At 44.5% G+C, this 19,383-nt stretch carries 16 protein-coding genes and 2 tRNA genes; 4 read left to right on the top strand and 14 right to left on the bottom strand.

What is annotated here, in order from left to right:
- Positions 1-345: 345 nt before the first annotated feature.
- The 4 genes from DW182_RS17825 to DW182_RS17840 form a co-directional block, all read right to left on the bottom strand.
- Positions 346-418 (bottom strand) — tRNA-Gly (locus tag DW182_RS17825).
- Positions 419-426: 8 nt separating this feature from the next.
- A tRNA-Tyr gene (locus tag DW182_RS17830) sits at positions 427-509 on the bottom strand.
- A 73-nt stretch (positions 510-582) separates the two neighbouring features.
- A complete protein-coding gene (gene ribH, locus DW182_RS17835) occupies positions 583-1,077 on the bottom strand; it encodes a 6,7-dimethyl-8-ribityllumazine synthase (protein WP_007212654.1) in 495 nt (164 codons plus the stop codon).
- Between the two features lie 136 nt (positions 1,078-1,213).
- Positions 1,214-1,897 (bottom strand): tetratricopeptide repeat protein, encoded by a 684-nt coding sequence (locus tag DW182_RS17840; RefSeq protein ID WP_007212655.1) that lies wholly within the window; start codon positions 1,895-1,897, stop codon positions 1,214-1,216.
- Positions 1,898-2,131: 234 nt separating this feature from the next.
- Here DW182_RS17840 and DW182_RS17845 point away from each other — a divergent pair, with 234 nt between their 5' ends.
- Together DW182_RS17845 and DW182_RS17850 are read left to right on the top strand one after the other, a co-directional pair.
- Complete coding sequence (locus DW182_RS17845) at positions 2,132-3,244, top strand: DNA replication/repair protein RecF (RefSeq protein ID WP_007215409.1); 1,113 nt, start codon at positions 2,132-2,134, stop codon at positions 3,242-3,244.
- Complete coding sequence (locus DW182_RS17850; RefSeq protein ID WP_007212658.1) at positions 3,241-3,531, top strand: DciA family protein; 291 nt, start codon at positions 3,241-3,243, stop codon at positions 3,529-3,531. The genes DW182_RS17845 and DW182_RS17850 overlap by 4 nt, the downstream gene beginning before the upstream one ends.
- A gap of 3 nt (positions 3,532-3,534) precedes the next feature.
- On the opposite strand, the gene DW182_RS17855 is transcribed toward DW182_RS17850, so the two are convergent.
- The 7 genes from DW182_RS17855 to gap form a co-directional block, all read right to left on the bottom strand.
- A complete protein-coding gene (locus DW182_RS17855; RefSeq protein WP_118296383.1) occupies positions 3,535-4,326 on the bottom strand; it encodes a histidinol-phosphatase in 792 nt (263 codons plus the stop codon).
- The gene (locus DW182_RS17860; protein WP_021968391.1) at positions 4,323-4,829 is read right to left on the bottom strand and encodes a 5-formyltetrahydrofolate cyclo-ligase; all 507 of its coding nucleotides are present in this window, start codon (positions 4,827-4,829) and stop codon (positions 4,323-4,325) included. The genes DW182_RS17855 and DW182_RS17860 overlap by 4 nt, the downstream gene beginning before the upstream one ends.
- On the bottom strand, positions 4,771-6,513 hold the full coding sequence (locus DW182_RS17865; RefSeq protein WP_117707332.1) for a S41 family peptidase: 1,743 nt from the start codon (positions 6,511-6,513) through the stop codon (positions 4,771-4,773). Before DW182_RS17865 ends, DW182_RS17860 begins: the two co-directional genes overlap by 59 nt.
- An 88-nt stretch (positions 6,514-6,601) precedes the next feature.
- Positions 6,602-7,063, bottom strand: coding sequence for a dCMP deaminase family protein (locus DW182_RS17870; RefSeq protein ID WP_044534672.1), 462 nt, complete (start codon positions 7,061-7,063; stop codon positions 6,602-6,604).
- Positions 7,064-7,067: 4 nt separating this feature from the next.
- Entirely contained in the window at positions 7,068-7,586 is a 519-nt protein-coding gene (locus DW182_RS17875; protein ID WP_118296385.1) for a DUF4847 family protein, read from the bottom strand.
- Positions 7,583-9,640 (bottom strand): M3 family metallopeptidase, encoded by a 2,058-nt coding sequence (locus DW182_RS17880; protein WP_115502578.1) that lies wholly within the window; start codon positions 9,638-9,640, stop codon positions 7,583-7,585. Before DW182_RS17880 ends, DW182_RS17875 begins: the two co-directional genes overlap by 4 nt.
- Before the next feature lie 183 nt (positions 9,641-9,823).
- Entirely contained in the window at positions 9,824-10,834 is a 1,011-nt protein-coding gene (gap, locus tag DW182_RS17885) for a type I glyceraldehyde-3-phosphate dehydrogenase (RefSeq protein ID WP_115502577.1), read from the bottom strand.
- A gap of 139 nt (positions 10,835-10,973) precedes the next feature.
- Between gap and mscL the strand changes: the two genes are divergently transcribed.
- Both mscL and guaA read left to right on the top strand, forming a co-directional pair.
- Entirely contained in the window at positions 10,974-11,411 is a 438-nt protein-coding gene (mscL, locus tag DW182_RS17890; protein WP_117691799.1) for a large-conductance mechanosensitive channel protein MscL, read from the top strand.
- A gap of 223 nt (positions 11,412-11,634) precedes the next feature.
- Positions 11,635-13,188, top strand: a complete 1,554-nt coding sequence (gene guaA / locus DW182_RS17895; RefSeq protein WP_118296386.1) for a glutamine-hydrolyzing GMP synthase — start codon at positions 11,635-11,637, stop codon at positions 13,186-13,188.
- 62 nt (positions 13,189-13,250) lie between these two features.
- Here the strand turns inward: guaA and DW182_RS17900 are convergent, their stop codons facing one another.
- The 3 genes from DW182_RS17900 to DW182_RS17910 all read right to left on the bottom strand — a co-directional run bounded on the left by DW182_RS17900 (position 13,251) and on the right by DW182_RS17910 (position 19,379).
- On the bottom strand, positions 13,251-17,561 hold the full coding sequence (locus tag DW182_RS17900) for a two-component regulator propeller domain-containing protein (RefSeq protein WP_118296387.1): 4,311 nt from the start codon (positions 17,559-17,561) through the stop codon (positions 13,251-13,253).
- Between the two features lie 76 nt (positions 17,562-17,637).
- Complete coding sequence (gene rhaM / locus DW182_RS17905; RefSeq protein ID WP_007666569.1) at positions 17,638-17,952, bottom strand: L-rhamnose mutarotase; 315 nt, start codon at positions 17,950-17,952, stop codon at positions 17,638-17,640.
- A 20-nt stretch (positions 17,953-17,972) separates the two neighbouring features.
- Positions 17,973-19,379, bottom strand: a complete 1,407-nt coding sequence (locus DW182_RS17910) for a glycoside hydrolase family 105 protein (RefSeq protein ID WP_118296388.1) — start codon at positions 19,377-19,379, stop codon at positions 17,973-17,975.
- Between the last annotated feature and the right edge of the window lie 4 nt (positions 19,380-19,383).

The raw sequence follows: 19,383 nt of genomic DNA on the forward strand, positions 1-19,383 counted from the left end.
TTAAACAAATTATTAATCAGAATTCTGTTGCATTTGCAAGTTGAATTCAGCTATAAAAAAAGGAGTTTGAATTATAATTTCAATCTATTTAGCTCGGAGAGAAATCTATAGGCTATTGGAATTAACGAATTCTATAAGTCTTTCTGTCTGTCTTCTTTTATAGCTCTCTGTTTGTTCAAACGTTCCTGTTGCTTCCTTAAATCTTATGATTATGAGTTTCAGATAAAGGTAATTATTGGGTTTAACTCTTGGTTTGACTCACACAGTTAAACTGACAAGTCAACCCAGGTTTCTAAAAACAAAAATCAGATAGAAATCTTACGATAACTATCTGATTTTCAGAAGAGCGGAAGACGGGGCTCAAACCCGCGACCCTCAGCTTGGAAGGCTAATGCTCTATCAACTGAGCTACTTCCGCAATTTTTGTGGGCAAAGATGGATTCGAACCACCGAAGTCGAAAGACAGCAGATTTACAGTCTGCCCCATTTGGCCACTCTGGTATTTGCCCTTTTGCACTTTGAAATCTATCTCAATTCTCTCATTGAGTAGCTTTGTTTCTCAATTGCGGTGCAAAGATACGACTATTTTTGTAAACTCCAAGCAAAATCGATCATTTTTATTGCAGTAATTGCACATTCGTCACCTTTGTTACCCAGTTTGCCACCGGCGCGGTCCTCGGCTTGCTCCATCGTATTGGTGGTAATTAATCCGTAAATCACTGGTACGTTGCCAGTTGCGTTCAATTGAGCAATTCCGTTGGTGCTTCCCATACAAACATAGTCAAAATGTGGTGTATCTCCTCTAACTACGCAACCAATTGCAATAACTGCATCCACATTACTATATTCGATGAATTGGTTGGCTCCAAAAATTAATTCAAAGCTACCCGGAACAGTTTTCACCAAAATATTTTCGTCTCTGGCACCATGTTTTTTTAAAGTATTCATTGCGCCCTCTAAAAGTTTTCCGGTGATATTGAAGTTCCACTCAGAAACAACAATGCCGAACTTCATTTCTTTAGCATCAGGAACAGAGTTGAAGTCGTAGTCTGAAAGGTTATGATAAGCTGTTGCCATAGTTATTCTAAAATTGATAATTAAAAATAAAAGGAGAATAAAAAAGAAACGGATTACACGGATTTCACGGTAGTTTCTTTTTTATCCGTGTAAAATCTGTGTAACCCGTGTCTGATATACTATATAATAAGGTATATTACTTCTTCAGCAGTTTGGCTTGTTCGATGTACTTATCGATATCCATTGACTGGTAAGAACGGAAATATTTGTCCTTAATCTTGGTATATGCTTTGATAGCGTCGTCGTACTTGCCTTGCTTAACGAGGATTTCTCCGGCTTGTTGCAGGTAGATAGGACTGAGGGAATTGTTATCAGCTTCGTCTGCAGCGCTCAGTAACATAGAAGCAGCTTTGTCCAGCTGACCTAATTGTGCGTAGCAGTTACCCATGGCACCTTTCATTGCAGGAGCTATCATCTGGTCTTTTCCGCTGAAGCTATCCAGTGCTTTCACAGCAGCTTCGTATTGTCCCAGGTGAGCGTAGCAGATACCCATATATGCTTTTGCCAGGTTGGCGGCTTTTGTTCCGCTGTATTCGTCAGCGATCTTAGCGAAACCTGCGAATCCGATACTGTCGCCATTCAATGCCTGTTCGTAAAGGTCGGCCTCAAAGTATTCCTGTCCTTTGAACAATGCAGCCTGTGCTTTTTCTTCGCGCGGTTCAGCATAAAGGTTCTTGTACATTACTATACCGGCTACAATGATGATTACTGCTACTACAGCGCCGATAATTGCTTTTTTGTTCTTAATGAGAAATGCCTCCGATTGTGACAATGCTTCTTCCACATTCAGGGCTTCGTTAGCTTTCTTTTGTTCTGCCATTTTATATATTCTTTTTGTTATTATTCTTATTTAGCCATTTCGACCCGCAAAAGTAACTTTTTTATAGGTATCAACGAAATTTAGCGGCATCTTTTTTTCTTTTACACTTGAAAACCCGAAATTCTTCCTACTTTTTAATAAGCTAAGCTCCATCTCTTGCATTAAAAATAAGCAAGCTTATTTTGTACTGCATTCGGTTTGCATTATCTTTGTAACTGAATTTACTGCTGTAATATGATACTGAAACGTATATCCATACTTAATTATAAGAATCTGGAACAAGTTGAGCTCTCATTCTCACCCAAGTTGAACTGTTTTTTCGGACAGAACGGTATGGGGAAAACGAATTTGCTCGATGCCATTTATTTCCTTTCGTTTTGTAAGAGCTCGGGTAATCCCATCGACTCGCAAAACATCCGCCATGATCAGGAATTCTTTGTCATTCAAGGTTTCTATGAAGCTCTTGACGGTACACCGGAAGAGATTTATTGCGGTATGAAGCGCAGGCAAAAGAAACAATTCAAGCGGAATAAAAAGGAATATACCCGCTTGTCCGATCACATTGGATTCTTGCCTTTGGTCATGGTTTCTCCTGCCGACTCGGAATTGATTGCCGGAGGCAGTGACGAGCGTCGCCGCTTTATGGATGTCGTAATCTCGCAGTATGACAAAGAGTATTTGGAAGCTCTGATACGCTATAATAAAGCGTTGGCTCAACGAAATACGTTGTTGAAAAGTGAAGTGCCGGTAGAAGAAGAACTGTTTCTTATTTGGGAAGAGATGATGGCACAGGCCGGTGAGATTGTTTTCCGCAAGCGGGAGGCTTTTATCAGTGAATTCATTCCTATATTCCAGTCATTCTATTCTTTTATTTCACAAGATAAGGAGCAGGTGGGGTTGACTTATGATTCGCATGCCCGTGATGCATCCCTGTTAGATGTAATAAAAGCAAGTCGTGTGCGTGACCAGATTATGGGATACTCTCTGCATGGAATTCACAAAGATGAACTGAATATGCTTCTGGGTGATTTTCCTATCAAGCGGGAAGGTTCGCAAGGGCAGAACAAGACCTATCTTGTTGCTCTGAAATTGGCACAGTTTGATTTCCTGAAAAGGACCGGTACCACAGTACCTTTGCTTCTGCTGGATGATATCTTCGATAAACTGGATGCTTCCCGCGTAGAGCAGATCATCAAGTTGGTAGCCGGTGATAACTTCGGACAGATATTCATAACAGATACGAACCGGGAACATCTGGATCGCATTCTTCATAAGGTAGGCAGCGATTACAAAATGTTCCAGGTAGATCAAGGAGTCATAACAGAACGGGAGGAGGATGAAGCATGAAGCGTAACGATGCCGAACAAATAGGTAAATTGATACGTACTTTCCTTCGGCAGGAGAGTCTGGAGTCGCCACTCAATGAGCAGCGGCTCATCAACTCATGGGCAGAAATTCTCGGCCCAACTATTGCCTCTTATACCCGCGAACTCTATATACGCAATCAGATTTTATATGTTCATCTGACCTCTGCCGCCCTGCGCCAGGAACTGATGATGGGACGTGACTTGCTGGTACGCAACCTGAACCGCCACGTAGGTGCGCAGGTAATCACGAATATCATATTCAGATAGGGATTAGTGGTTGGTTATCAGTGATAAACGATCCACTCTCTGTATCTTCAATGTCTTCAATTCTTCTATGGCACGATTGTAATATACAGGCGTTTCCAGGTCTTTGTTGTCATGTGCATCCAGCCCGATAATGGCCGTACAGCCTTCATTGGCAGCAATGTGCCAGAAATTCGGGCAGGGGTAAGTCTGCAAATTATGCGCCTCATTGTAAGCTACATAGCCGATATTATATTCTAGCGGAATATGGAGGCGTGCGGCTGTGCGGCAGATATGGCGGCTGATTAACTTACAATGACGGTCGAACTGAGGATATGAGCGCATGAATAAATCCGGGTGAGCCAGACAGCAGAATAAACCACTTTCCATTCCCTCGATGGCACTCTCTTCATAAAGTTCCAGCATATCGAGGTTCTCGGTATGATGCCCGAAGTAAAAAAACTTCTCATCGGTATGGTAATGGTGATTGCCGAACAGGATATAATCCAGTTGATACTCTTTGATTTTCTCTTTCAGCCAATGGATATAGGCGGGAAAATACTCGCATTCCAATCCGATTTTGATACTGATCTGATCCCGGTATTTCTCGCGGAGCGAGTGTAGGCTTTCTACGTATCCGGGTAATTCTTCGGGGAGCATACGCATGTCAGCCACATAATCGGTGTGATACTTCCACGGAGTGTGGTCTGAAAATCCCAGTTCCTGATAGCCGCCTTTGATGGCACTGAGCACGTAGTCTTCGTCGCTACCCGTAGCGTGCATGCAACGGGTAGTATGAGTGTGGTAATTTGTTTTCATTGAATTGTTATAATCGTATCCATGCGGATGTCGAATGACTCCGCAGGCACTTCTTCCACTAATTGAAAAGGAAAACAGATGCCGGCTTTGAAAGCCGTGAGGCGGGGGAGCAATCGGTCATAATAACCTTTGCCTCTACCCAGACGGTTACCTGCATGATCGAAAGCTACGCCGGGAACGGCTACAAAGTCGATAGCTGCATAGTCGGTGAAGAGTTCTCCGGTAGGTTCTTCAATACCATAACTTCCTGTTGCCAGGTCTTCGGGACCGGTATAGACACGCAATTCCAGATCATCACCTACGACAACCGGAAGCAATATCCGCTTTTCACGGCTCCACTTCCGGACAAATTCATGCGTATCGACTTCGTCCTTCAGTGAATAATAGAGCAGGACGATATGTGCCGCCCTAAAAGCCGGGTGGGCTTCCAGGGCGGCAAGTATTTCAGCAGACTGGGATTGATGCGTAGTGGTAAGCCCGTGCCGGGTCTTTAACAATGCCATACGCTTCCGCAGTTCTTTTTTTCTTTCCTTCATCTTTCGTTTCTTCTTTCACAACATCCTCCGGAGCCTTGGGAAATGCTTCACCGTTCTCCAGAATTTCCAATGCCTTTTGTACGGTAGGATCGCCCTGGTTGATATACCTTATATAAGGCTCCCTGCCTAATATATTATAGATAATGTTTCCGTAAAGGTTTCTTTCCATCAGCTTGTAGGACTTGTGAATAAGGATATTGCGTCTTTTCACGCCCTTGCTGTCTGCAAAACGGATAAACTGTTCTACGATACCTTGCTGGCGAAGATATTTCAGCATGTCTTCTTCATTTTCGAACTCATTCAGTTTAGCCCGATTGCGGTCGGAATACTGGAAGCTGAACTGTAAAGTCAGTCCTTTATTGAGCACTTCAATCAGATAAGAAGAGGTTCCAGTAGTATCCTGCGGTACGAATACGTCCGGCATAATACCACCACCACCGTAAACGGGACGTCCCAGACGGGTGGAGTAGCGCAAATTCTCGTCCAGCTTGATGCTATCCTTAGAGAAGAATTCACCATGCTCGTAGCGGGTCAGCCAATCCATTTCGTACTTGGCATCCTTACCGTTCTTATACGGACGTTGTATGCAACGACCGGATGGAGTATAGTAGCGGGCGATTGTCAGGCGGATAGCAGAGCCATCGCTGAAATCAATCGGTTGTTGCACCAATCCTTTCCCAAAGGAACGGCGTCCTACGATTGTACCACGGTCATTATCCTGAATGGCTCCTGCAAAGATCTCACTGGCGGATGCCGAACTTTCATTAGTCAGCACAACCAAAGGCATTTTTTGGCAACTGCCTGTTCCGTTGGCATAATCTTCCATACGGGGGTATTTGCGTCCCTGGGCATAGACTATGAGTTGTCCTTCCGGCAGGAATTCATTTACCATACGCACGGCAGCCTCCATATAACCACCGGTGTTGTCGCGCAAGTCGATAATGATTCCTTTACAATCCCGATGACTGAGTTGAGCAATAGCATTCAGCAGTTCTACATGAGTGGTACGTCCGAATTTACTGATTTGAATATATCCGTAATCATTGCTGAGCATATAAGCTGCATCAATTGTATTCTGTGGAATATCACCGCGGGTGATGACAAAGTCCAGCAAATTCTTTTCTGTAGCACGTTTGACACCCAGTTTTACTTTGGTTCCTTTCGGACCTTTCAAAGTGCGCATGGCTTTCTCATTGGTCAGTTTTATTCCGGCGAACAAGCTGTCGTCTACCATAACGATGCGGTCGCCTGCCATCAGTCCTACTTTCTCGGACGGACCGCCTTGAATGACACTGTTCACATGAATCGTATCATCCTGAATGGTGAATTGAATACCGATACCGCTGAAGCTGCCTTCCAACTCTGAATTAACTTCCTCCAGATTCTGGGCAGGAATGTAAGTAGAGTGGGGGTCTAACTCAGCCAATATCTGTGGCATTGCTTTTTCCACAAGATCTGTCATGTTGACGGTGTCCACATATTGGTCTTCAACAACCCGCAACAAAGCATTCAACTTGTTGGACGAGCCATTAATAATGCCCAGCGTATTTCCGGCGAAATGCCTGGCATAAAATGTTCCGATCAGAATTCCCATTACCACGCTGATTGCAATGACGAGTGGGGTAAAGCGGGAAGAGTTTTTTGTACTCATGTTCTTAAAAGTTGTTAGCTACGAGCTACATGCTACGAGAGGTAGCTGTATGCTTCGTATATTTTTGTTTATTGTTTGTTTAAGGTCTTCATTCTTTACTTGTAGCCTGTAGCTCGTCACTTGTAGCTACATATACTACCTCGATACCTGCACGCTTCAAAAGTTCGATACCGTCTTCCAATCGGTATTTTTCGGAGTAAACCACTCGTTTGATACCTGCCTGGATAATCAGTTTTGAACATTCGATGCATGGCGAAGCGGTGACATACATAGTGGCACCGTCGCTGCTATTATTAGAGCATGCTATCTTCGTGATTGCATTCGCCTCGGCATGTAGCACGTAAGGTTTGGTAACGTTATTATCGTCTTCACATACATTTTCAAAACCGGCAGGCGTTCCGTTATACCCGTCAGAAATGATCATTTTATCTTTGACGATGAGTGCACCTACCTGGCGGCGTTTACAATATGAATTTTCCGCCCAGATACTTGCCATACGTATATAACGCTTGTCCAGCGCTTCTTGTTTTTCTTTTGCAGAACCTTCCATAGTCTTAATTACCTGAGTTACGTTGTGGAGCGAAAGAAATGAATTTTACTGTCTGTCCCTCTTTGTAATAAATATATAGATTCTTATTATCTCCTCCATATTTGAATGCACTCTTTAGTCCGTCCATAAATGCTTTACCTAAATACTTATCTGCGTCAGTGCCTGCATTTTTTACGGTTATCTTTAGTTCCCGGTTGTTGCCATTTGCATTCCAGTCTCCATTAACAGAGGCACTGGTGGCTTTTCCGGTGAAAGTCCCGCCCGCTGTACCGTTTACCTCGGCACCATCGAACACTAAAGTGTAATTATCTCCTGCAATCGTCTTAAAACTCTTTTCTCTTGCATCCTGATCTCCTTGCCAGAAGTCGTACATTTTGTTTTGTCCTTCCACTGCAATATAAGTCATGTACCAGGTTTTTCCGGTGAAGATGTCAATAACATCGTCTTCCTGATCGCAAGCGCTCAATACGGGTACGAAGAGAGCGATTAACAGCAGTTGTATATAGGTTTTCATCTTTTTCATTTCTTTATTCCGTTTCTGATTAATAATGCATCAATAGTTGGTTCTTGTCCGCGAAAGCGTTTGTATAGTGTCATCGGGTGTTCTGTTCCTCCTTTGGAAAGAATGTTTTCCCGGAAAGAAGCGGCTACTTCCGGATTGAAGATTCCTTTTTGTTTAAACAGTGAGAAAGCATCTGCATCCAGGACTTCCGCCCATTTATAGCTGTAATATCCGGCAGAATAACCTCCGGCAAAGATATGCGAGAACTGTGTACTCATGCAGGCATCTTCTACCACAGGAAGGATCTGTGCTTTCTTCCATGCTTCTTTTTCGTAAGCTTTCACGTCACCATCAAATGGGGTGGTACGGGTGTACCATGCCATATCCAGTAAGCCAAAGCTAACCTGACGCAGGCAGGCATAAGCGGCATCGAAATTAGAAGAATCTACAATGCGCTGTACCAGTTCGTCCGGGATGAGTTCTCCAGTCTGATAATGTCTGGCAAATGTGTGGAGGAACTCCTTTTCAATAGCGAAGTTCTCCATGAATTGGGAGGGAAGTTCCACAAAGTCCCAATATACATTTGTACCGCTCAGGTTTTCATAGGTGGAATTCGCAAACATGCCATGCAGACTATGCCCAAATTCATGCAGGAATGTCTCCAGTTCGCCAAATGTCAGTAAGGCGGGTTTGTCTTTTGTCGGCTTGGTGAAGTTCATCACGATAGATATGTGCGGACGACTGTTTTCACCGGTTACCTCGTCAATCCATTGTTCTTTATAAGAAGTCATCCATGCGCCTGCACGTTTACCCTCTCTGGGGTGGAAGTCTGTATAGAGTACAGATAGGAATTTACCATCTTTATCAAATACCTCATATGCATCTACATCCTTGTGATATACCGGTATATCGCTGTTTTTCTTGAACGTAATACCATACAAGCGGGTAGCCAGACCGAATACCCCTTCTTTTACCTTGCTCAGTTCAAAATAGGGACGGAGCATTTCATCATCTATCTGGAACTTCTGGTCTTTCAGCTTATGGGAATAATAAGACCAGTCCCAAGGCATCACTGTGAAGTCATTGCCTTCCAGTTGGCGTGCCAAAGCCTCTACCTCTGCATATTCCTGTTTGGCGGTGGGAGTGTAAGCATCCAGTAGCTGATCCAACAGTTTATATACATTGCCGCTGTTTTCTGCCATCCGCTCTTTCAGGTTATATTCGGCAAAACTGCTGTAACCTAAAAGCTGCGCAATAGCCAGGCGGGTATTAACGAGCTTCTTTACAATCTCCAGATTGTTGGTTTCATTGTCATGGGTACATTTGGTATTATATGCCATATAAAGCTCACAGCGCAGATCGCGGTTGCTGGCATACGTCATAAACGGGCTATAACTGGGTGCTTGTAAAGTGAATACCCATCCTTCCACTCCTTTTTCCTTGGCAGTTTCTGCGGCTGCATCAATAGCGCTTTGCGGCAGGCCGGCAAGTTGTGCAGGATCTGTCAGTACCAGTTTATAGTCGTTGGTTTCTTTCAGGTTGTTTTCTCCGAATTGCAGGGTTAGCAAGCTGAGTTCTTTGCTCAGAGCACGATATTGCTCTTTGGCTTCTCCTTCAAGGTTGGCTCCACTGCGAACAAAACTATTATATACCTTCTCCAGTAGCTTGTTTTGCTCGGGAGTAAGATTAGCCTGGTCTTTCTGGTCATACACCGCCTTAATGCGTGCAAATAACTTCTCATTCAGAGTGATGTTATTGCCATGTTCGCTCAGCAACGGCATGATGGATTTTGCCAGTTCCTGCATGTCATCGTTGGTCTCCGCACTCAGCAGGTTGCCGAATACAGTGCTGACTTGGTTCAACAGTTCGCCGGACTTCTCGTAAGCAGCGACCGTGTTGGCAAATGTAGCCGCTTCCGGATTATTGGTGATAGCATCAATCTCCGCGTTGTGACGGTTGATACCTTCACGAATGGCGGGTTCATAATGTTCGGTCTTTATCTTTTCAAACGGGATGGTACCGTGAGGCGTAGAATACTTTTCAAAAAAAGGGTTTTGAGCCTGTATTATATTCATAAAGCAGAGTAATGTTAGCGTTAGTTTTAATTTTATCATACTTACTTAGGTTCGGTAAAAATAATCTAACTGCAAAAGTGCAAAAAAAATAGCTGATTTAATGAATAACCCGTTGTATTTTAACAAAAAACAGGCAACCTCGTAGAGATTGCCTGTTTTAAATATTATTTTGTACTCTGCTTATTAGTTGTTAACTGAAGCCATGTGAGCGATCAGGTCAAGAACCTTGTTAGAGTAACCGATTTCGTTGTCATACCAAGATACAACTTTTACGAAAGTATCAGTCAAAGCGATACCAGCTTTTGCATCGAAGATAGAAGTACGAGTGTCACCCAAGAAGTCAGAAGAAACTACTGCATCTTCAGTGTAACCCAGGATACCCTTCAATTCGCCTTCTGAAGCTTCTTTCATAGCTGCACAGATTTCAGCGTAAGTAGCCGGTTTAGCCAAGTTAACTGTCAAGTCAACTACAGATACGTCCAAAGTCGGAACACGCATAGACATACCAGTCAATTTGCCATTCAAAGCAGGGATTACTTTACCTACAGCCTTAGCAGCACCAGTAGAAGACGGGATGATGTTGCCAGAAGCAGCACGACCACCTCTCCAGTCTTTCATAGAAGGACCGTCAACTGTCTTCTGAGTAGCAGTTGTAGAGTGAACTGTAGTCATCAGACCATCCAAGATACCGAACTTGTCGTTCAATACTTTAGCGATAGGAGCCAAACAGTTAGTAGTACAAGAAGCGTTAGATACGAATTGAGTACCTTTCACGTATGTTTTTTCGTTTACACCGCAAACGAACATCGGGGTGTCATCTTTAGAAGGAGCAGACATTACTACATATTTTGCACCAGCTTCGATGTGAGCTTGAGCTTTGTCTTTGCTCAGGAACAAACCAGTAGATTCAACTACGTATTCTGCACCTACAGCATCCCATTTCAAGTCAGCCGGGTTTCTTTCTGCAGTGATGCGGATAGCCTGGCCATTAACGATCAATTTGCTGTTTTCAACATCAGCTTCGATTGTTCCGTCGAACTGACCGTGCATAGTGTCATACTTCAGCATGTAAGCCAAGTAGTCAACCGGGCAAAGGTCGTTAATACCAACGATTTGAATATCGTTTCTTGTCTGAGCAGCGCGGAATACGAAACGTCCGATACGTCCGAATCCATTAATACCTACTTTAATCATTTTGTTTAAACTTTTAAGGGTTTTATAATATTTGTTCAAATATCTCTCTTCTCTTGCGCATTTATTTCTGAAATGCGGTGCAAAAGTAAGAAAATGTTTTTATATTCGCACTTAATTTTATAATTAAATAATGGAAGTGATGGGAAAAAGTTCATTTTTACAAGATTTTAAATCATTTGCCATGAAAGGCAATGTGGTAGACATGGCTGTCGGTGTAATCATCGGTGGCGCGTTTGGTAAAATTGTGTCCTCTGTTGTGGCAGATATTATTATGCCGCCTCTTGGCCTGTTGGTGGGAGGTGTGAATTTTACAGATCTGAAGTGGGTGATGAAACCTGCCGAAGTTGTGGATGGTAAAGAGATTGCCGCCGTAACCTTGAATTATGGAAATTTCCTGCAAGTGACGTTTGACTTTCTCATTATCGCTTTTTCTATTTTCCTGTTCATCAAGTTGCTGACCAAGCTGACGGCTAAGAAGGAAGAAGAAGCTCCTGCAGCACCTCCTGCTCCTCCCGCACCCAGCAAAGAAGAGGTCTTGCTGACGGAAATCAGGGATATTTTGAAAGAAAAAAAATAGAAAGAATAATCTGTCACATACCAGCTCCGTGTCTGGTCCATACCAACTCCCTACCAAGTCCAAGTGTATAGGTACGGAGTTGGTACGGACTTGATGCGGAGTTGCTTGGCTATCAAATTCATTAATTATGTTATGAAATATAGATTTTCTGGCTATTATTCCCGTTATTTTCTTACTTTTTTCTACTTTTGCAAATCATTTTAATTAAATCCATACAGATTATATGCAAGAAAAGATTGTCATTCTTGATTTTGGTTCACAGACTACACAGCTTATAGCCCGTCGTGTCCGTGAATTGAATACATATTGCGAAATTTTACCTTACAATAAGTTTCCGAAGGGGGATGAAAGTGTAAAGGGGGTTATTCTTTCGGGCAGCCCGTTCTCTGTATACGATGAAAGTGCGTTTAAAACAGATTTGAGTGAAATCCGTGGGAAATATCCTGTTCTGGGGATCTGTTACGGTGCACAATTTATCGCTTATACCAATGGCGGCAAGGTGGAACCTGCCGGAAGTCGTGAGTACGGACGTGCGCACTTGAGCTCTTTTGACAAGGACAATGTGTTGTTCAAGGACGTGAAGGAAAATACACAGGTGTGGATGAGTCACGGAGACACAATTACGGTTATCCCTTCCAATTTCAAAAAAATAGCTTCGACGGATAAGGTGGCGATTGCTGCTTATCAGATAGAGAACGAAAAGGTGTGGGGTGTACAGTTCCATCCGGAAGTATTTCATAGCGAAGATGGCACGCAGATGCTGAAGAATTTCGTGGTGGATGTTTGCGGTTGCAAACAGGATTGGAGTGCTGCTTCCTTTATTGAAACGACGGTTGCCGAATTGAAGGAACAGTTGGGTGACGATAAGGTGGTTCTTGGTTTGAGCGGTGGTGTGGATTCTTCTGTAGCTGCTGTATTGCTGAACCGTGCTATCGGTAAGAACCTGACTTGTATCTTCGTAGATCACGGTATGCTGCGTAAGGATGAGTTCAAGAATGTACTGCACGATTATGAATGTCTCGGTCTGAATGTTATCGGTGTGGATGCCAGTGCCAAGTTCTTTGCAGAACTGGCAGGTGTAACGGAGCCTGAGGAAAAGCGTAAGATCATAGGTAAGGGCTTTATTGAAGTGTTTGATGAAGAGGCCCATAAGATTAAAGATGTGAAATGGCTGGCACAGGGTACGATCTATCCTGATTGTATCGAGTCCCTTTCCATTACCGGTACGGTTATTAAGAGTCATCATAATGTGGGCGGTTTGCCTGAAAAGATGCACCTGAAACTTTGTGAGCCGCTTCGCTTGTTGTTTAAAGATGAGGTTCGCCGTGTAGGTCGCGGATTGGGTATGCCTGAACATCTGATTACTCGTCATCCTTTCCCCGGACCGGGTTTGGCTGTGCGTATTTTGGGTGATATTACTCCGGAGAAAGTAGCTATTCTGCAGAATGCGGATGATATCTTTATTCAAGGATTGCGTGACTGGAAAGTGAAAGAAGCTGATGGCAGCGAAACTTCTCTTTATCATCAGGTTTGGCAGGCGGGCGTTATCTTGCTCCCTGTGCAATCAGTTGGTGTGATGGGAGATGAACGTACGTATGAACGTGCCATTGCGCTGCGCGCTGTGACTTCTACGGATGCTATGACGGCAGACTGGGCACATTTACCTTACGAATTTCTGGGCAAAGTATCCAATGACATTATTAATAAGGTGAAAGGGGTAAACCGGGTAACCTATGATATTTCGTCAAAACCGCCTGCAACGATAGAGTGGGAGTGATCTATATATAGAAATCCCCGGGATATTCAATGTTCCGGGGATTTTTGTGTCATGTTATCATATCATTCAGGAATATCTTCTTCTTTTTCATCAACCTCTTTTTCTTTCGAATCATTCTTACCACGTAAATATACGGATGGAGATACTCCGAATTGTTTTTTGAAGCATTTGCTGAAATAGAATGGGTCTTCGATGCCTATCTTATAAGATACCTCTGCCACTGTATAACGATTTTCAAGTAAAAGTTCAGCCGCTTTCTTCATGCGGATGATACGCATGTATTCATTGGGGGAATAACCGGTTATTCCACGTACTTTACGATAGAAGGTGGAACGCCCCAGTCCCATTACTGAAGCAAGGTCATCTACGGCGAATTCACTGTTACTAATCTGTTCTTCCAGAATAGCCTGAAGCTTATCGGCAAATTGTTTGTCTTTATCTGACGTACAGATAGCAGGAGTAATCATTCCCGGATCATCCGAGAATTTCTTCCGTAACTTTTCACGCTGCTTTATCAGTTGGAATGTTCTTGCCAGCAATAGCTTGGGACTAAAAGGCTTGGTGATATATGCATCCGCTCCGCTTTCCACACCTTTCAGGTGATTTTCTGCCGAGCTCATGGCTGTCAATAATATGATGGGGATGTGACTAGTATCGAAATCATTTTTAAGCTTCTGGGTAACTTCGAAACCTGTGAGTCCTGGCATCAGTACATCGCAGATGATGAGATCGGCATCGTATGTACGTGCACGTTCCAGACCAGAAAGGCCGTCTGCTTCAGTAACAACTTCAAAATAAAGTTTGAATTCTTCTTTCAAGAATTCGCGTACGTCGTTGTCATCCTCTATGATGAGCAATTTGTACTGGTTTGAAGGCTCTTTTTCCTTTGTTACATTTACTTCCAGGGTGCCTTCTTCTTCGTTGTTTTCCGTTTTATATGCTTTCTCTTTGAGGAAGGCGTCGTGAGGAATGAGAAAGTCTTTTTCTTCGTATGCACTGGTGTCGATGGGGAGGGAGACTGTGAAGATGGAGCCTCCTTCCTGGTTCTCATCATAATTGATAGTCCCTTTATGGACATTTACCAGTTCATGTGTCAGATGTAGTCCTATACCTGTACTATTGCTTGAAAAGTTACTTTGCATGAAGCGTTTGAACAATTCTCCCCGTTTTTCTTTGGCAATACCGATTCCTGTGTCAGCTACAGAGATTTCCAAGCATTTCCTGTCCTCATCGACGATAGCTGAAAGGATGACTTTGCCGTTGCTCGGGGTGTACTTGAAGGCATTGGACAGGAGATTGTAGACAACTTTGTCCAGATTCCCTTTGTCGATGAACATCTTGTAGGAAGCCGCTGAAGGCTGAAAGCGGAAATCCATATTCTTGGATGTCGCAGTATCCTTGAAGCTCAGGAATATTTCATGAAGAAAGCCCATGACATCTGTTTCTTCCAGGGAGAGGGCAAGCTTGTTGTTCTGCATCTTCCGGAACTCCAACAGTTGGTTGATGAGACGGAGCATACGTTGGGTGCTCTTGTTCATCACTTTCAATGAATTGACCATTTCCTTGGGGACTTTGTCTATGCTCTGTATCTTTTCCAATGCTCCTTGAATTAGGGTTAAGGGAGTACGGAATTCGTGTGAGATGTTTGTAAAGAATACGAGCTTGTATTCCGTCAATTGTTTCTCTACTTGTATTTTGTTGCGCAAGAGGTTGAAATTACGTATCAGCCTGTAGGTGACGTACAATATGACTGTCAGCAAGAGGGCATAGATAAGGAATGCCCAAGTGGTTTTCCAAAAGGGAGGAGTGATGGTAATCTTCAGAATAGCTTCCTGATCGCCCAAAATACCGGTGGCATTACAGATTTTTACGTGCAGACTGTACTTGCCCGGTGGTAGATTTTTATAGGATGCAAAGCTGAGTGGAGAGGGTTTGCTCCATTCTTTATCATAGTTCTCCAACCGATAGGTGTAGGTGTAGCTGTTGGTTTTTGAGTAATCGAATGTGGTGAAGTCTATTACAAATGATCTCTGAAAGTGCTTCAGTTCTATTTCGTCTGTGTACATCATGGCACTGGAGAGGGGGGAGTCGGGGGCACCCGGGCGCATGGATATTCCGTTCACCTGAAGGTTGGTGAAGGTGATTGAGGAATTGAGTACAGAATTGTTTCCCATTTGTTCGGGGTTGATGACCAACAAACCGTAGTTGGTACCGAACAGTAGACTGCCGTTTTTACTGACGCACGAGCTATTGTCGCTGTAGACGTTACCCAATGTGTAGGCCGAGAAGAAGTAATTATCAAAAGCTTGCGTTTCGGGATTGAAGCGGGAGATACCGTATTCGGTGGCAATCCATAGGTTGCCTTGCTTATCTTCAGCGATGGCTTGAACCATATCGTTGACGAGGCCGTTACTGGTGCCGTAATGTTTGAAGGTAAGGTTGCGATAATCGGTGCCGGGGATGCACATACTAAGGCCGCCACCGGAGGAACCAATCCATATCCGGTTCTGTGTGTCTTGGTAGATGCACTTAATTTCGTTACTGCGCAGTTTTCCGTTGTTATAATTATAGGTCAGGTAGTTTTGCGGGTCAGCTTGCAGGGAATCGGGGGAGAAGACGTAGACTCCGTCACTATTTCCTACCCATATCCAACCGTTCGAGTCTTCGATGATGGCGCGCGTGCGGCGTTGTCCGAAAGTTTTGGTGAAAAAGTGGCGGAAGGTGTATCCGTCGTTCTCTTTGATGGCAAGGTCCAATCCGCCGCCGAAGGTGCCTATCCACATGCGGCCTTTGCGGTCACAGTAGAGGGTAAAGATATGGTTGTTACTAATGGAATGGGCATCGTTGGAGTGGTTGACATACCATTTTCCGCCAATGCAGAGACCTTCGCCACGGCTACCCATCCACTGGGTGCCGTCAATGTCTTCGGCTATGGCATAGATGTTGGAGTTGTAATGAACTTCTTTTTTCTGTGTGTTGATCAGCGGGTCGTAGGTATAGACACCACCACCACGGGTACCAATACAGATGTCATCGTTCTTGAGGCGGGTAATCATGCGGACGGTATTGGAGCGGTCAGACAGAGAGATGGCTTCAGGGTAAATGCGTTTGATGCCTTCGTTCAGGATAGTAAGACGGGCAATACCGGCGTATTCAGAACTGACCCAGATAGCACCGGAACTGTCTTCCATGATGTATTGCAGATAGTTGGAGCTGATGTGGCTGAAGCCGTCAATCTGGAAGTCGAAGTGCTGGAGCTCTTCTGTGATAGTGTTGTAGGCGAAGAGCCCGTTGCCGTAGGTGGAGATCCAGATAATGCCCCGGGAGTCGTGTACAATGTGGTAGCGTTCCATGTCCACATAGTTCAATTTATCGGGAGGGGAGAGACGGAAGGTTTTAACAGCATGGGTGGTGGCGTTGACATACCATACCTGACCGGTGTTATTGTAGATCCAGAAGTCCCCCCGATTATCCGTCAGCACATTGCCGTTACGGATGTCGAGATTCGGATGTCGGCTGATGCGTTGAGTTTTCATGTCGAATAGATAGCCGCCGGTGTTGGTGAAGATGACCCACTCGTTTTGCAGGCGGAGTGTGCCATACAGGGTGATGCCGCCTTCGCCACGTGGCAGACTGGCGGAGGTTGCGGTGGGTGCACTACCGCTTTTACGGTTGATGATGCCATCGGTAGAGAGAAAAAAGATATCTTTTTCGAAGCTCTGTGCGGCGAAGGCATTGTTGTTGTCGACAATGACAGTCTGTGCACTGCTGACGAGGGCCACGCCGTGGTCAGTACCTATCCAGATGTTGCCGTGCGGGTCGGGATAGACATAGGCTACGCTGTCCGAAGGTAGGTTTCCGCTGGATTTCTTGTAAGCAACGGATGAAAAATCACCATTGTGATAGGTGATGAGGCGGCAGCCGTTGCGACTGTTCCACAACCATATATCTCCATTGGGAGCTTCGGCTTTACGATCGTAGTGCTGGCGGTATTCGCCGCGGCCGGTGAAGTCGACGAAACGTTCTGTCTTCAGGTCGTAACAGTTGAAGAATTCACCGGAGGTTTCAAGCCACAGGAAGCCGTTACGGTCTTCGCTGATAGAACGGACGTGGTTAGAGGAGAGGGAGAGGCGTCCGGATTGAGTATCGCCTTCGGGCAGGAGGGTGACGAAGGTATTGCCGTCGTAGCGGCTGAGTCCGTTCAGGGTTCCCATCCATATAAACCCTTTGCTGTCCTGGAATACATAGCAGACGGAATTATTGGCAAGCCCGTCGGTAGTAGTCATATGGGTAGAACGTACTTCTACAGAGGCTGAGGTGTTAAGAATGGAGAGCAATAAGTACAGGCACGCAAGCATTAAGTGCTTTTTCATATTTCATAGATTTTGGTACGTAACAAAAATAAGGAAAAAAGCGCATTAAAGACTAACTTTAATGCACTTTTAAGGTTTATTCCATGTGGAATACTTCGGGCAAGGGTATGGTTACCGGAGAATTATCCGGATTTACTTCCATGATATCCGCCATGTAATCCCACCATTTTTGTACAATAGGATTAGCACCCATATCCTGCGAGGATTCTTCGCCCCGAGTCTTCTGGCAGGCAAAGAGGATGTTAGTGTCGCGGTCCCAATAGATGGAGTAGTCGTATACTCCACCGTCGGATAACATTTTTTTCAGTTCGGGCCAGATGGCTGCATGTCTTTTCTCGTATTCCTTTTCGAAGCCGGGCTTCAGGAACATTTTAAATGCTTCTCTTTTCATGATATATTATTCATTGAGGATTAATCGGGTTTGCTTACACTGAAGATCGGTGAGGTAGTCTTCTGTTCAGTATGGTAATACTGAATGGCACTGTCGTTCATTTTAGGATGCTGTTTATTTAGCAGGTTGATCATTTCAGCTCCTGCCCAGATTACAGGACCATAGCCGTGTGCGGCATACACATTGACCGGGCGGTAATAGTAAAATGCAGGATCGAATGCCATTCCGGTACCCACACAGGTGCCTTCTACCTGTCCTTCTGCATTGATCTGTGTAGAAACGGCATGCCAACCGAGTTGAGCTACGGGACCGTAAGCCATTGCATCGAGCCAACCTTGGTTAATGGCGTGGGAGATGCAATAGACATAGATAGCAGTTGCTGAAGTTTCCAAATAGGAATCGTTACGATCTAACAGTTGATGCCAGAATCCTTCGCCACTTTGAAGAGCAGCCAGTTCGCGGACGTGTTCACGAAAGAGGTTCATGAGCTTTTCACGCTGGGGATGGTTGGTCGGCATTACGTCCAGCACTTCGGTCATGGTGAGCAGTGCCCAACCGTTGGCACGTCCCCAGAAGAAGGCAGGATGATCCCCCATACCTTCTACCCAACCGTGACGGAAGAGTTTTTTTTCGGGTACCCACATACGCTCGGCAAATTGAAAGATTTGACGAACGGCTTCGGCCAGATATTTGGACTGTTCTTTATCTGCCATACGAGAGTACCAGGCTACGGGAGGAACGCCCATGAACATATCATCCAGCCAAAGCGTGTTGAGTTGTGGACGGATGCGGGCAAATGTTCCGTCGGCAAGGCGGTATTCTTTGTTTAGAATGAAATCGAGATAATTATCTATCAAAGGATAGAGGTTGAGAGATTTATCTTGCAATTGTGCCTTAATCATAGCAGCACATACGGCACCGGCATCATCAAGTGCATGAGGCGTCAAGATTTGCTTCATTTGTGGGTCGGTAGTACCATTCTTTTCAAGCAGATTACGAAAATGCGGAGCCACTTCGGCGAGAAACTTGAAGCGATCAGTAACATATTTCATGTAAGCTGCGTCTCCGGTGGCTTCGGCGGCTGCCATCATAGCTGAATAAGTAACTCCCCACTCATAACTGGCCAAGCGGAAGGCGCCGCGTTCCAATTGGGCATCGGCAGGCAGGTTACTATAATCAGTGATAACTTTTCCGGTTTTCTCACTGACCACACGGGTATGAGTAGTCTTTTCCAGATAACGGAGAATGCGGTCGATGTCAGTTTTTACTTCAGTAGTAGAAAGAGCTTTATAAGGCACTTTATACTCCGGTTGCAACAGGTGCAGCGGGGTGTTGGAGTCATTGATAGTTTCTTTCTTTTTCTGGGCATAAGTGCCGATACTGAGTAACAGCAAGGTGCCTGTCAGGCAGAATGTCTTTATATTCATACTT

It is taken from the genome of Bacteroides sp. AM16-24, assembly GCF_003471885.1.
Taxonomy (GTDB): Bacteria; Bacteroidota; Bacteroidia; order Bacteroidales; family Bacteroidaceae; genus Bacteroides.

Excerpts from the sequence above, each read along its gene's own strand:
- ribH (WP_007212654.1), bottom strand. The coding sequence starts at position 1,077 with ATGGCAACAGCTTATCATAACCTTTCAGACTACGACTTCAACTCTGTT.
- DW182_RS17840 (WP_007212655.1), bottom strand. The coding sequence starts at position 1,897 with ATGGCAGAACAAAAGAAAGCTAACGAAGCCCTGAATGTGGAAGAAGCA.
- DW182_RS17845 (WP_007215409.1), top strand. The coding sequence starts at position 2,132 with ATGATACTGAAACGTATATCCATACTTAATTATAAGAATCTGGAACAA.
- DW182_RS17850 (WP_007212658.1), top strand. The coding sequence starts at position 3,241 with ATGAAGCGTAACGATGCCGAACAAATAGGTAAATTGATACGTACTTTC.
- DW182_RS17855 (WP_118296383.1), bottom strand. The coding sequence starts at position 4,326 with ATGAAAACAAATTACCACACTCATACTACCCGTTGCATGCACGCTACG.
- DW182_RS17860 (WP_021968391.1), bottom strand. The coding sequence starts at position 4,829 with ATGGCATTGTTAAAGACCCGGCACGGGCTTACCACTACGCATCAATCC.
- DW182_RS17865 (WP_117707332.1), bottom strand. The coding sequence starts at position 6,513 with ATGAGTACAAAAAACTCTTCCCGCTTTACCCCACTCGTCATTGCAATC.
- DW182_RS17870 (WP_044534672.1), bottom strand. The coding sequence starts at position 7,063 with ATGGAAGGTTCTGCAAAAGAAAAACAAGAAGCGCTGGACAAGCGTTAT.
- DW182_RS17875 (WP_118296385.1), bottom strand. The coding sequence starts at position 7,586 with ATGAAAAAGATGAAAACCTATATACAACTGCTGTTAATCGCTCTCTTC.
- DW182_RS17880 (WP_115502578.1), bottom strand. The coding sequence starts at position 9,640 with ATGAATATAATACAGGCTCAAAACCCTTTTTTTGAAAAGTATTCTACG.
- gap (WP_115502577.1), bottom strand. The coding sequence starts at position 10,834 with ATGATTAAAGTAGGTATTAATGGATTCGGACGTATCGGACGTTTCGTA.
- mscL (WP_117691799.1), top strand. The coding sequence starts at position 10,974 with ATGGGAAAAAGTTCATTTTTACAAGATTTTAAATCATTTGCCATGAAA.
- guaA (WP_118296386.1), top strand. The coding sequence starts at position 11,635 with ATGCAAGAAAAGATTGTCATTCTTGATTTTGGTTCACAGACTACACAG.
- DW182_RS17900 (WP_118296387.1), bottom strand. The coding sequence starts at position 17,561 with ATGAAAAAGCACTTAATGCTTGCGTGCCTGTACTTATTGCTCTCCATT.
- rhaM (WP_007666569.1), bottom strand. The coding sequence starts at position 17,952 with ATGAAAAGAGAAGCATTTAAAATGTTCCTGAAGCCCGGCTTCGAAAAG.
- DW182_RS17910 (WP_118296388.1), bottom strand. The coding sequence starts at position 19,379 with ATGAATATAAAGACATTCTGCCTGACAGGCACCTTGCTGTTACTCAGT.